The organism is Plantibacter sp. VKM Ac-2885, assembly GCF_015351205.1.
In the GTDB taxonomy this organism is placed as follows: Bacteria; Actinomycetota; Actinomycetes; order Actinomycetales; family Microbacteriaceae; genus Plantibacter; species Plantibacter auratus.
Genome location: NZ_JADKSK010000002.1, coordinates 278,806 through 290,830, shown reverse-complemented (window position 1 = coordinate 290,830; position 12,025 = coordinate 278,806). Strand labels below are relative to the sequence as shown.

Annotated in this window: 13 protein-coding genes; 3 read left to right on the top strand and 10 right to left on the bottom strand. The window is 70.5% G+C overall.

Annotation, left to right across the window (positions count from 1 at the left end; translation table 11 throughout):
* Positions 1 to 16: 16 nt before the first annotated feature.
* Positions 17 to 1,579: a PucR family transcriptional regulator gene (locus tag ITJ66_RS13925; RefSeq protein ID WP_194644997.1), complete on the bottom strand. Its 1,563-nt coding sequence runs from the start codon at positions 1,577 to 1,579 to the stop codon at positions 17 to 19.
* Between the two features lie 62 nt (positions 1,580 to 1,641).
* Between ITJ66_RS13925 and ITJ66_RS13920 the strand changes: the two genes are divergently transcribed.
* From ITJ66_RS13920 to ITJ66_RS13910, 3 genes are all read left to right on the top strand, one after another.
* Positions 1,642 to 2,964 carry an aspartate aminotransferase family protein gene (locus ITJ66_RS13920; RefSeq protein WP_370582659.1) on the top strand — a complete coding sequence of 441 codons (1,323 nt, stop codon included), beginning with the start codon at positions 1,642 to 1,644 and terminating at the stop codon, positions 2,962 to 2,964.
* A 109-nt stretch (positions 2,965 to 3,073) separates the two neighbouring features.
* Positions 3,074 to 4,609, top strand: a complete 1,536-nt coding sequence (locus tag ITJ66_RS13915) for a CoA-acylating methylmalonate-semialdehyde dehydrogenase (RefSeq protein WP_194644995.1) — start codon at positions 3,074 to 3,076, stop codon at positions 4,607 to 4,609.
* A 162-nt stretch (positions 4,610 to 4,771) separates the two neighbouring features.
* Positions 4,772 to 5,062 carry a DUF1905 domain-containing protein gene (locus ITJ66_RS13910; protein WP_194644994.1) on the top strand — a complete coding sequence of 97 codons (291 nt, stop codon included), beginning with the start codon at positions 4,772 to 4,774 and terminating at the stop codon, positions 5,060 to 5,062.
* Positions 5,063 to 5,133: 71 nt separating this feature from the next.
* Here ITJ66_RS13910 and ITJ66_RS13905 read toward each other — a convergent pair whose 3' ends face one another.
* The 9 genes from ITJ66_RS13905 to fdhA form a co-directional block, all read right to left on the bottom strand.
* Entirely contained in the window at positions 5,134 to 5,547 is a 414-nt protein-coding gene (locus tag ITJ66_RS13905) for a hypothetical protein (protein ID WP_194644993.1), read from the bottom strand.
* A 1-nt stretch (position 5,548) separates the two neighbouring features.
* Complete coding sequence (locus ITJ66_RS13900) at positions 5,549 to 6,940, bottom strand: Asp23/Gls24 family envelope stress response protein (RefSeq protein WP_194644992.1); 1,392 nt, start codon at positions 6,938 to 6,940, stop codon at positions 5,549 to 5,551.
* Between the two features lie 84 nt (positions 6,941 to 7,024).
* Positions 7,025 to 7,627 carry a hypothetical protein gene (locus ITJ66_RS13895; RefSeq protein WP_192019200.1) on the bottom strand — a complete coding sequence of 201 codons (603 nt, stop codon included), beginning with the start codon at positions 7,625 to 7,627 and terminating at the stop codon, positions 7,025 to 7,027.
* On the bottom strand, positions 7,627 to 8,202 hold the full coding sequence (locus ITJ66_RS13890; RefSeq protein WP_192019199.1) for a DUF6286 domain-containing protein: 576 nt from the start codon (positions 8,200 to 8,202) through the stop codon (positions 7,627 to 7,629). The genes ITJ66_RS13895 and ITJ66_RS13890 overlap by 1 nt, the downstream gene beginning before the upstream one ends.
* Positions 8,199 to 8,552, bottom strand: a complete 354-nt coding sequence (locus ITJ66_RS13885; RefSeq protein WP_064296820.1) for a hypothetical protein — start codon at positions 8,550 to 8,552, stop codon at positions 8,199 to 8,201. Before ITJ66_RS13885 ends, ITJ66_RS13890 begins: the two co-directional genes overlap by 4 nt.
* Positions 8,549 to 8,737, bottom strand: a complete 189-nt coding sequence (locus tag ITJ66_RS13880) for a DUF2273 domain-containing protein (protein WP_064296821.1) — start codon at positions 8,735 to 8,737, stop codon at positions 8,549 to 8,551. Before ITJ66_RS13880 ends, ITJ66_RS13885 begins: the two co-directional genes overlap by 4 nt.
* On the bottom strand, positions 8,734 to 9,153 hold the full coding sequence (locus ITJ66_RS13875) for an Asp23/Gls24 family envelope stress response protein (protein WP_079706516.1): 420 nt from the start codon (positions 9,151 to 9,153) through the stop codon (positions 8,734 to 8,736). Before ITJ66_RS13875 ends, ITJ66_RS13880 begins: the two co-directional genes overlap by 4 nt.
* 168 nt (positions 9,154 to 9,321) lie before the next feature.
* A complete protein-coding gene (locus ITJ66_RS13870) occupies positions 9,322 to 10,356 on the bottom strand; it encodes a helix-turn-helix transcriptional regulator (protein ID WP_194644991.1) in 1,035 nt (344 codons plus the stop codon).
* Between the two features lie 367 nt (positions 10,357 to 10,723).
* A complete protein-coding gene (fdhA, locus tag ITJ66_RS13865) occupies positions 10,724 to 11,944 on the bottom strand; it encodes a formaldehyde dehydrogenase, glutathione-independent (protein ID WP_079706515.1) in 1,221 nt (406 codons plus the stop codon).
* Positions 11,945 to 12,025: the final 81 nt, after the last annotated feature.

Below are 12,025 nucleotides of genomic sequence, written 5' to 3'. Positions count from 1 at the left end.
TGGGCCCGAAGGACCTTCAGCCGTCGGTGAGCTGGAGGGCGCTCCACAGCTCGGCACGGTCGCCGAAGCGCGAGAGGTCGAGGTCGAGCAGCGACTCCAGCGTGCCGATGCGCGCGCGGAGGGTCTGCCGGTGGATCCCGAGTCGGCCAGCCGCCTGATCGGTGACGCAGTTCGCCTCCAACCATGCCCGGGCCGTCTCCACGTGGACCGCCCGAGCCTCGGCTCCGAGCCCGCCCAACGGCTCCAGCAGCCGGTTCGCCAGCACCGACCCGCCCGACGCACTCAGCAACCCGAGCAACCCCTGCTCGGCGAGCGCCTCGTACCGCACGAGCCGCGGCGTCTCCCCGGCCGACGCGCGCGCCCGCTCCGCCTCGGCCAGCCCGTTCCGCAAACCCTCCCAGCTCGTCATCGCCGACACCCCGCCGGACAGCCCGTGGCGGCCGACGACGGCGTCCCAGAGTCCGGTGTCCGCGTCGCTCGACACGATGACGATCCGCTCGTCCTGCTCGGCGAAGAAAAGCTTGCCGCCGTGCGCCGCGGCCTGCACGTCGAGTTCCGAGAGGAAGCCCAGCTCACCCTCGGGGATGTCGACCACGGCGACGCGGATCGGGTCGGGCGGCAGCGGCCCCCAGAGCCGCTGGGCGGTGCGCTCGGCGACGGCGCGGTCACCGGAGAGCAGCAGCTCGAGGAGCCCGGAGCGCAACTGCCGGCGTGCGAGGTCCAGGGCACTGTGCTGCTCGAGGGCGATGCTCGCGAGGCCGATGACGCTGGAGACGAGGTCGTGCTCGGCGTGGTCGAGCGGCACGCTGGACCCGACGGCGAGGATGCCCCGCAGCTCGCCCCGGCGACCGAGCGTCAGCAGCGTCGCGCCCTCCGCTCCGTCCGCGAGGTGCAGGCCGGCCCGCGACCCGCGGCGCAGCACCTCGGCGACAGCGGTCTCCACACCTTCCGGCACCGGCTCACGCGTCCTCGTCGTGACCCGGTTGCCGAGCGCGTCGTAGAGCGCGACCCAGCACCCGAGCTGCTGCCCCAGCTCCGCGAGGATCGCCGTCAGGCCGTCGGGTCGGAGCGCCGCCCTCGCGACCGCACGCTGGGCGGCGAGCGACCACTCGAGCGACGCCACGCGCGCGGCTGCGACCGCGTCGGCGACGAACCGGATGATGCCGATGAACGGGGTCCGCTCCCCCACCTCGAGCAGGGTGAACCCGTGACGCCCGCAGGCGTCGACGAGCCGTTGCGGGATGTCGGCGTGGATGATCCCGGTGGCGAACCCGAGCGCGAGCACGCCCCGGGCGGAGAGGCGGCGGACGTACTCGTCGGCGCGGCGGTCGGCGAGCTCGTCGCTCATCTCGCCGGTGAACTGCATGCCGTCGGTGAGGAGTAGCTGACCGGGCTCCAGCCAGGGCGTCGGGTCGCCGAGGTCGGAGCTGTGCACCCAGGCGATGTCGCGGTCGAGGACGTCGGCGTCACCCGCGACGACGAGGCCGAGCTTGAAGACCGGCTCGGCCATGAGCGTGCGCAGGGACACGTTCGAGGACGCACGGCCGACCTCGCCAGCGATCACTGAAGTGGTGGGCATGTGCCGAAGCTATCACCGATCCCGCCATGTACATCGGCAGCATCGATTGCCAGGCTGCAGGGGTGATCAATGACTTCCTCTCCGGCCTCGACAACGCCGGCGTCCGCGACGCCGACACCCAGCGCGTCCTGCACTCCTGGTCCGCCCAGAGCACGCTCAAGCCACTCCCCATCGCGGGTGGGCTCGGCAGTACCGTGTGGGACCACGACGGACGCCACTACCTCGACTTCTCCAGCCAGCTCGTCAACGTGAACCTCGGGTACCAGCACCCGAAGGTGGTCGCGGCGATCCAGGAGCAGGCGGCGCAGCTCACGACGATCGCGCCCGCTGCGGCGAACGCGACCCGCGCCGAGGCGGCGCGGCTCATCCTCGAGCGTGCGCCCGAGGGCTTCGAGAAGGTCTTCTTCACCAACGGCGGCGCCGACGCGAACGAGAACGCGATCCGCATGGCGCGCATCGCCACCGGCCGAGACAAGGTCATCTCGACCTACCGCTCGTACCACGGCAACACGGGCGCGGCCATCGTCGCGACGGGCGACTGGCGCCGCATCCCCAACGAGTACGCGCGCGGTCACGTGCACGTGTTCGGCCCCTACCTCTACCGCACCGAGTTCTGGGCGACGACGCCGGAGGAGGAGTCGGAGCGCGCCCTCCGTCACCTCGAGCGCACTGTCCAGGCGGAAGGCCCCGGCTCGATCGCCGCGATCCTCCTCGAGACCGTTCCCGGCACCGCCGGCATCCTGACCCCGCCGCCCGGCTACCTCGCGGGGGTCCGCGCGATCGCCGACCGCTACGGCATCATGCTCATCCTCGACGAGGTCATGGCCGGCTTCGCCCGCACCGGTGAGTGGTTCGCGTTCGACGCGTTCGACGTGCGCCCAGACCTCATCACCTTCGCGAAGGGCGTCAACTCCGGCTACGTGCCGCTCGGTGGCGTCATCGTCTCGGAGCACATCGCCCGCGTCTTCGACGAGCAGGTGTTCCCCGGTGGGCTCACGTACTCCGGCCACCCGCTCGCCGCCGCGAGTGTCGTCGCGACGCTCACCGCAATGGCCGAGGAAGGCGTCGTCGAACACGCCAAGGCGATCGGTGCCGACCACATCGGCCCCGCGCTCCGCTCCCTCGCCGAGCGCCACGAGCTCATCGGCGAGGTCCGCGGCAGCGGCGTGTTCTGGGCGGTCGAGCTCGTCGAGGACCGCGACACCCGCGCACCGCTCGGTGCGGCGGCGATGGGTCGGTTCAAGTCGTCCCTGCTCGAGGCCGGCCTCCTGCCGTTCATCAGCGAGAACCGCATCCACGTCGTCCCGCCCGCCGTCGTGACCGCCGACGAGGTCGCCTCGGGCATCGCGATCATCGATGCCGCCCTCGGGGAGCTGCGCGCATGAGCGGCGACCCGGACCCGTTCTGGGACTCGGTGTCGGGACTCCCGGCACCCGTCCCGACACGACCAGCACCCAGCACCCCTGCACCCCACGACGCCCAGGAGCCCTCCGCATGACCACCACCGCCACGAGCACCACCCCCACCACCGACGCCGGTTCGCTGCCGGTCGTCCCGCACTGGATCGACGGAGCCGAGGCCCCGTCCACCTCGGGTCGCACCGCCCCGGTCTACGACCCGGCGCTCGGTGTCGCGACCAAGCACGTCGCGCTCGCGAACCAGTCGGAGATCGACCGCGCCGTCGCATCCGCCGCCGCCGCCTTCCCGGCCTGGCGCGACCTGCCGCTCGCGAAGCGCCAGCAGATCGTGTTCAAGTTCCGTGAGCTGCTCGAGGCGAAGAAGGGCGAGCTGGCGGAGATCATCACCGCGGAGCACGGCAAGGTCCTCTCCGACGCGCTGGGCGAAATCACGCGCGGGCAGGAGGTCGTGGAGTTCGCGACCGGCCTCGCGCACCACCTCAAGGGTGAGTTCTCCGAGCAGGTCTCCACCGGTGTCGACGTGTACTCCACGAAGCAGCCGCTCGGGGTCGTTGGCATCATCTCGCCGTTCAACTTCCCCGCGATGGTGCCGATGTGGTTCTTCCCGATCGCGATCGCCGCCGGGAACACGGTCGTGCTGAAGCCCAGCGAGAAGGACCCGTCCGCGGCGATCTGGCTCGCGAAGCTCTGGAAGGAAGCCGGCCTCCCCGACGGCGTGTTCACGGTGCTGAACGGCGACAAGGAGGCCGTCGACGGGCTCCTCACCCACCCCGACGTCCGCGCGATCTCCTTCGTCGGTTCCACGCCGATCGCGAAGTACGTGTACGAGACCGGCACCGCACACGGCAAGCGCGTCCAGGCGCTCGGCGGGGCGAAGAACCACATGCTCGTGCTGCCCGACGCCGACCTCGACCTCGTCGCCGACTCCGCAATCAACGCCGGCTTCGGCTCCGCGGGCGAGCGGTGCATGGCGATCAGCGTCGTCGTCGCCGTCGAGCCCGTCGCAGACGAACTCATCGGCAAGATCGCCGAACGTGCAGCGACCCTGCGGATCGGTGACGGACGTCGGAACTGCGACATGGGCCCGCTCGTGACGAAGGTGCACCGCGACAAGGTCGCCTCCTACCTCGACATCGCCGAACAGGACGGCGCCACGATCGTCGTCGACGGCCGCAACACCCCCATCGACGGCGACCCGAACGGGTTCTGGCTCGGCCCGACCCTCATCGACAACGTCCCGACCACGTCGAAGGTGTACACGGAGGAGATCTTCGGACCCGTCCTCGCCGTCGTCCGGGTGGCCTCGTATGAGGAGGGTGTCGCGCTGATCAACGGCGGTGCGTTCGGCAACGGGACCGCGATCTTCACCAACGACGGCGGCGCCGCACGACGGTTCCAGAACGAGATCCAGGTCGGCATGATCGGCATCAACGTGCCCATCCCCGTCCCGGTCGCGACGTTCTCCTTCGGCGGGTGGAAGGACTCCCTGTTCGGCGACACCAAGGCCCACGGCGCCGAGGGCGTCCGGTTCTTCACCCAGCAGAAGGCCATCACCTCCCGCTGGCTCGACCCCTCCCACGGCGGCATCAACCTCGGCTTCCCCCAGAACTGAGGTTCGCGCGGCGGGGGCTGGCCCTTCGACAAGCTCAGGGACCGGCGGGTGGTGTTGGTCCCTGAGCCTGTCGAAGGGCGGTCCCTGGTCCCACCCTTGCCACGGGTCGGACTCAGCCGCGACAATGGCCCCGCCGACCACGACCGACGAGGGGCGCCACCGATGGCCATCGAACCGACCGAGCTCGATCACCGTTTCACCGCGCCGATCGGCGTCGATGTGAAGGGCGACGTCTGGTCCTGCGTCGAGATGCCCGGCTCGGCCGAGTTCTTCGGCACCGGCAAATCCGTCCGCGTCGACGCGACCGTCGACGGTGTCGAGCTCCCGAACGTCGGCCTCATGCCGACCGGCTCCGGTGGTCACATGCTGTCCATCAGCGCGAAGCTCCGGAAGCGTCTCGGCAAGGACATCGGCGACACCGTCGACGTCCACCTCACCCACCGCCTCAGCTGAGAACAGGAGATCCGCGCGGCAGCAGGAGATCCTGAGGGAGAACCTCCTGCTGCCGCGCGGATCTCCTGTGCTCAGCCGCCCGTGACCCGGCGGATGAGGTCCTGGATGAACGGCACGACGTCCGACGCCTGGTCGACGCCCGCGAAGGCGACCGCCAGCAGCGGCCACAGCGATACGAGGAGCGCCGAGATCACCGCGGCGACGGCGAGCACCCAGGAGAGTGCGCCGTTGCGACTGCGGACGCATCCGAGCAGGAACAGCAGCGCGACCACGTACCCGATGAGCAGCGCGACCACGATGCCGCCGACGGGGACCCTGAGCGCACCGACCGTCGCGCCGTCGGCGGCGCCGATGAGCCCGAGGATCGGGATCAGCACGCCGACGACGATGAGGACGAGCAGGACGACCCCCGTGATCGCGGCGGCCCACACGGCACGCGGACGCGGGCGGGCGCCGTACGACGTGGTCCGGCTGAAGAGCGGCATGTCACTGCTCCTTCGTCGGCGCAGCAGCTTGGACGGCCGTTGCCTCGGCGGAGGCGTCCGCCCCGTCCGCCACCTCGGTGACGTCAGCGACCTTCGGGGCAGGCTGGTCCTGCGTGTCCTCGTCGACGGGCTCGAGCGCCTCCGGGACACCGTCGACGGGCGCCGCGGCGCCGCCGTCCTGCTCGGGGGCCGAAACCAGGTCGGCATCCGCGCTCGTTGCGGCAGGCTCTTCCGCTGGAGCGTCGTGGATCGCGTCAGCCGCCCCGAGGGGCTCAGCGTCGGCGAGGTTCGGGTCGGCGCCGTGCGTCACCTCCTCGGCGACGGTCGCGAGCGAGTCGGCCGCAGTGGCCAGCTGACGGGCGGCCTCAGCGAGTTCCTCGGACACGTCGTCGGAGGGTTCCGACACCACCGCGTCGATCGGTTCACCGGCGACGTCGCCGTCAGCCACGAGCTCGCCGTCGGCACCGGCGGCCGCGCCCGGCTGCTCGTTCTCCAGCGACCGGCCGTCGTCGCCCTCGGACCGGTCGGTCCGCTGCTCCACCGCGTCGCCAGCGGCATCGGCCAGGTCGGCCGCTCCCGCTCGCGCCGAGTCCACCGCGTCCGATGCAGCAGCCTTCGCCGTGCCGAGGGCATCCCCGGCGGCCTCTGCTGCATCGCCGATCGCGGCACCCGCCGCAGACGTCGCATTGCCGATGGCGGCCTTCGCGTCGTCGATCGCCTCGCCCGGATCGGGCTCGATCGGGTCGAACGGCCCGTGGATGTCGGTGACTCTGATGTCGATGTCGACCGGTCCGGGGTGGCGGGCCTCCAGCGCGGCCGCGACGTCGGCCCGGACGGTGTCCGCGACCTCGTCGATGCTGGCCGGGTACTCCGCCACCAGTGAGACCTCGACGTTCAGCACGTCGTCGTCGGCCAGGACGTTGACGCCGGGGACGGCGGTGCGACCGAGCAGGCGGGTACGGGCGCTGTCGATGGCGCGGGCCGTCGGGGAACCGAGGGCGTGCACGCCGGGGACCGTCTCGGCCGTCGTGGCGATGACCTGGGCGAGCTCGTCGGCCTCCTGCTCACGTCGCCGGCCGGAGTCGAGCTCGACCACCGGTGCGTCCGCGGGTTCCGGCGAAGCCACCGGCTCCGAAACCGTCACCGTCGGCGTCTCGGCGGAGACCGAGTCGGCCACGGCCGGTTCAGCGGCCTCCGGACCAGCGACAGCCCCGTTCGCCGGCGCGACCACAGGAGCTGGCGCGGTCCCACCCGCGTGCTCGCCGTCGTGCGACTCGATGCGGCGGACCTCGTCATCGGGATGCGCGGGCACGAGCACCGTCGGGTGCTCCGCCCGGACCTCGGCCGGGGTGGGGATGTGGTGCTGGTCCGGGTGCTTCGTGTCGTCGCTCATGCGATCCTCCTCGCACCGCGTCGGCGGTGCATCGGTCCTGCTGCTGTCGATTCGGGTGCCGCGGTGGCACCGCGGAGTGTCGGGTCAGACGACCCGGTTGGTGCTGGCTAGCCGCGTGCGCAGTCCGCTGACGATCTGGATGACCACCGGGGTGGACGTCCCGAGGACGCCGTCCCACTCGTGGATGGCCGCCTCGATGTCGCGCCGCAGCTGGACGGGCGAGGCGCCGCGACGAGCGTGTGCGGTGAGGCGCAGCGTGGACTGCTTGCGGATCCGGAAGCCGGTGACGTCGACGGCGACCACGTCGGGGTTGCGCCCGATCGCCTCCTCGAGGACCTGCTCGGCGACCTTCACGTCGAGCACGACGCGACCACCGGTCGGGGTGTCCTTCGTCCGCTGCTCGTCGACCTGCAGCAGCGTTCCGGTGTGCCCACGGCCCTGCCGGAAGACGAACCAGAGGATGACCAGGATGAGCAGCAGGGCGACGACCGCCACGACCCACAGGATCCATGGCTGGGCGTCGATGGTGTCGTTCGTCGGTCCGACGGCCCGCTCGGCGTTCTCGCTGATCGTGCGCTGCACGTCCGGCAGGAGCGCACCCACGGACAGGGCCGCGCCGGCCGCGAGGACGACGAGTCCCACGACGAGGATGAAGAACCGGTTGAGGAATCGATTCGTGGAGTTCATCAGGCCACCGTTCCCTTGCTGCTCACGCGGACCTTGGCGCGGAGCGCCGGTCGGTAGTCGTAGGACGCGACCTCCGCGTCCACGGCCTGCTGGATCTCGCGCTGGTCGACGCGTCGGCCGCTCGTCGGCGTGACGTCGACACGGGCGCTCCGGGCGCCGACGCTGACACTCACCTGCGAGGGGTCGATGTCACCGGCGTACGAGGCGACGCGGGCGAGCGACTGCGCGATCACGCGGTCGTCCACGACGGCCGCGGTGCGGTCGGCGATCGACCCGCGACGCCCTTGGCGGGCGGGAGCCAGCGACAGCACGATCAGCACGAGGCCGATGACCGCCGCGACCGCGCCGATGGCGACGAGCAGCGGGGCCGGAGCGGTCGCCGCGGTCAGCACCGCGGTGACGATGTCCTTCGGTGCGACGAGGAGCGCCGGCTGCCCGATCGCGGCCAGGACCGATTCGGTGCCGAGCCAGGCGAGCACGAGCGCGAGGATGATCGCGATCGTGATCGCGAGCGTCGACCGCGGCGAGTGGGTCTCGCGACGCACCGCGCGGCGGTACAGGGCTGGGGTGCTCACAACACCCTCCTTCGTTCTTCGAGCTTCGCGCCCGTGATGTGGAGGTCGACGCGTCCGATCGTCGACCCGGTCAGGTCCAGGCACCGCTCACGGATGCTGGTCTGTGCGCGTGCCAGGCGTTCGAGGACGGTTCCCGAGGTCCGGGATCCGGCGCCGAGCGGCGACACGTGGATGGGCGTGCTCGCGGTGACCGTGAGGGCCCCCTGGGCGTCGGAGAGCTCGACCGAGACCTCCGACGCCCGCACACCGAGTTCCTCCGCGGTGACGGCAGACACGACGCGACGCACGGCGCGGGAGCTGATCGTGTTGCGACCATGCACGGCCTGTTCGGCCGTCACCGCCGCGGTCACGACGACCGCCGCCCGCGGAGCGCGTCGGCGACACCGCGCAGGTCGAGCTTGCCCTCGAGGACGCGTCCGATGCCGAATCCGATCAGCATGAACAGCGCGACGAGGATCATGCTCCAGAACCCGAATGCGACGGCCGCCAGTGCCAGGACGGCTCCGACGAGGATGCCGCGATCGGTCGTGGTCACTGGACGCGGCTCTCGTCAGCGTCGTTGTCGTCGTCCGACGGGATGTGGACGTCGGAGACGGTGACGTTGACCTCGGTGACGTCCATACCGACGACGTTCGAGATCGCGTCGGTGACGCTGCGACGGACGTCGTCCGCGACGCGCTGGAGGTCGACGGGGTACTCGGCGACGATCACGATGTCAGCGGCGACCTGCTTCTCGCCGACCTCGACCGAGACGCCCTGACCGCGGTCCTGGGCGTTGATGGCGTTGCGGATGGCGCCGATGGCGCGAGCTGCTCCGCCGCCGAGGTCGTGCACGCCGGGGACCTCGCGGGCTGCGATGCCGGCGACCTTCTGGACGACGCCATCGGCGATGACGTTCTTGCCCGTGGAGGTGGTGGCTGCGTGGTTCGCGGTGTCGGTGGTGTTCGACATGGTGTTGCTCCTTCGGTGGCTGGTACTGCGGTTTCGCGTTCCGGATGCCCGGTCGCGGTGCCCGTGTTCCGGGCGACATCTATGAGACTGCGCGTCACGCCCGAACCTCACGGTCGATCGTGGATTTGTCCCGAAGCACTCATTTTCTGGATATCCGAAGTCGGTCGATCAGCCGCGGAGAGTCTGGCTCGGGCCCTCGCCGAAGCGGGTCCGGTAGGCGGACGCGAAGCGGCCGAGGTGGACGAACCCCCACCGCTTCGCGACCTCGCCGACCGTCGTCTCCTGCGGCGAGCTGTCGGCGAGGTCGCGCCGGGTGCGGTCGAGTCGGATGTCCCGCAGGTAGGCGGTGGGCGACATGCCGAGCTCGCGACGACAGTGGAGCTGCAGCGTCCTCGTGTGCAGCCCGGCCGCCTTCGCCGCGTCGGCAGGCGTGATCGGTTCGGCGGCGTGGTGGTGCAGGTACTCGACCGCGAGGCGCGTGCGCGCCATCGAGGGCTCGCGGAGCGGCTCCGGCAGGTCGACCACCGCCCACGGCGCGAGCTGGAGCAGCGCGAGGGCGAGCGGTCGCTGGGCGTTCATGCGGAGCAGCGGAGGCGCCGACTCGTCGGTGAGCACCGGGGTGGAGGCGTTCAGCGCCACGCGCCAGCGCTCGATCGCCTCGGCTGTCGGCGTCGCCTCGAGGTCGAAGGACACCTGCTGACTCGGGCCGGCGTGGATCTCGGTCGCGATGTCCTCGAGGTACGGTGCGGAGAACAGCACGGAGTTTTGCCGGTGCGGAGTGAGGTGCACCGTGTACGGCCGGTGGAACGGGAGGACGAATGGCGTCCGCGGGATCTCCATCCGTTGGCCGTCGCGACGCACGATCCAGCCACCGCCGGTCTGGACCCACGAGACCACGTAGTCGGTGAGGCCGGGGGTCTCGCCGGTGACGTGCCCGGTCATCGTCGCGGTGCGGAGCGAGACCCGGTCGTCGCCGATCGACACCCACTGGAACGAGAACGGATCGGTACCGCGGGTGACGGTGAATCGGCTGCCGTCGTAGGCGCGCTCGTAGTTCTGCCGGGCGACCGCCGGGTCGTCGCCGCTGACCGTGACCTTGCGGATCGGAACCGTCGACACCGAGCTGCTCGTGCTGCCGAGCAGCGGGCCGGTGTTGGAGTCGCTCTCCGGATCTGATTCGGATGCGAGGAAGGAGTGTTGCATGGTCGTCCTTGTGCGAGTGGGGGTCTCTTCGTCGCGGGACGGGCCCCAGGGCCCCGTCGGTTTCCCGCGTCATTGGAGAGACGGACCGAGAGGAGGGAATCTCACGGTTCACTCAGCAGTTCGTCAGACAACGCTGTACCGGATGCCCTGCAGGACGCGTTTCGGTGAAAACTCAGTAGTCGAGACCTCCCGGTGACAACGTGAATCCGCCCTCCGGCGCCTGGTCCCTGAGCTGACTGTTCTCGGCCCCGGAGCTGGCTGTTCTCGGTCCCTGAGCCTGTCGAAGGGCAGCCGAAAGCGCCCGTTCCGTCGTCCTGCAGCTCTCCAGACGACGCAACGGGCGCTCTCGGTGATGTCGCAGCGCCGCCTACGCGGCGTCCAGATACCCGTTCGGGTTGAGGACGAACTTCTGCGCAGCCCCCGCATCGAACTCGGCGTACCCGCGCGGGGCGTCCTCGAGGGTGATCGCGGTGGCGTTGACGTTCTTCGCGATGTGCACCTTGTCGTGCAGGATCGCCATCATGAGGCCGTGGTTGTACTTCATGACCGGGCACTGACCGGTGGTGAACGACAGCGACTTCGCCCAGCCGGTACCGAGGCTCAGCGACAACGCACCCTTCTTCGCGGCCTCGTCGATACCGCCCGGGTCACCCGTCACGTAGAGCCCGGGGATGCCGAGCGCACCGCCGGCCGCCGTGATGTCCATGAGCGAGTTGAGCACGGTCGCCGGGGCTTCGTGACCCGCGTCGCCGCCGTGACCACGAGCCTCGAACCCGACGGCGTCGACCGCGCAGTCGACCTCCGGGACACCGAGGATCTGTTCGATCTGCTCCGCCGGCTCGCCCTTGGTGAGGTCGACGGTCTCGCAACCGAAGCTCCGCGCCTGCGCCAGCCGGTCGGCGTTCATGTCGCCGACGATGACCGCAGCGGCGCCGAGGAGCATGGCCCCGGTCGCTGCGGCGAGTCCGACGGGACCCGCACCTGCCACATAGACGGTCGATCCGACGCCGACGCCCGCCGTCACCGCACCGTGGAAGCCGGTCGGGAAGATGTCGGAGAGCATCGTGAGGTCCATGATCTTCTCGAGCGCCTGGTCGCGGTCCGGGAACTTCAGGAGGTTCCAGTCCGCGTAGGGCACGAGCACGTACTCGGCCTGGCCGCCGACCCAGCCGCCCATGTCGACGTAGCCGTAGGCACTGCCCGGGCGGTCGGGGTTCACGTTGAGGCAGATGCCGGTCTTGCGCTCCTTGCAGTTGCGACAGCGACCGCAGGCGATGTTGAAGGGCACCGAGACGATGTCACCGACCTTGATGAACTCGACGTCCGGTCCGACCTCGACGACTTCACCGGTGATCTCGTGTCCGAGGACGAGGTTCGGCGGTGCCGTGGTGCGGCCGCGGACCATGTGCTGGTCGGAGCCGCAGATGTTGGTCGCGACGGTCTTGAGGATGGCACCGTGGGGGACTTTCCGGCCGACGTTGGCCGGGTTCACCCCCGGTCCGTCCTTGAGTTCGAAGGTGGGGTAGTCGATGTCGATGACCTCGACGACACCCGCTGCTTTGTAGGCGACAGCTCTGTTACCTGACACGTGATCCTCCTTGATCGCGGGCGCCCGTTGTGGGGCACCCTGTGTCTGCTCGACCCTATCCCTCCAGCGCCCGCAGCGGCA

Excerpts from the sequence above, each read along its gene's own strand:
- ITJ66_RS13900 (WP_194644992.1), bottom strand. The coding sequence starts at position 6,940 with ATGAGCGACGACACGAAGCACCCGGACCAGCACCACATCCCCACCCCG.
- ITJ66_RS13895 (WP_192019200.1), bottom strand. The coding sequence starts at position 7,627 with ATGAACTCCACGAATCGATTCCTCAACCGGTTCTTCATCCTCGTCGTG.
- ITJ66_RS13910 (WP_194644994.1), top strand. The coding sequence starts at position 4,772 with ATGGCCATCGAACCGACCGAGCTCGATCACCGTTTCACCGCGCCGATC.
- ITJ66_RS13925 (WP_194644997.1), bottom strand. The coding sequence starts at position 1,579 with ATGCCCACCACTTCAGTGATCGCTGGCGAGGTCGGCCGTGCGTCCTCG.
- ITJ66_RS13870 (WP_194644991.1), bottom strand. The coding sequence starts at position 10,356 with ATGCAACACTCCTTCCTCGCATCCGAATCAGATCCGGAGAGCGACTCC.
- ITJ66_RS13905 (WP_194644993.1), bottom strand. The coding sequence starts at position 5,547 with ATGCCGCTCTTCAGCCGGACCACGTCGTACGGCGCCCGCCCGCGTCCG.
- ITJ66_RS13875 (WP_079706516.1), bottom strand. The coding sequence starts at position 9,153 with ATGTCGAACACCACCGACACCGCGAACCACGCAGCCACCACCTCCACG.
- ITJ66_RS13915 (WP_194644995.1), top strand. The coding sequence starts at position 3,074 with ATGACCACCACCGCCACGAGCACCACCCCCACCACCGACGCCGGTTCG.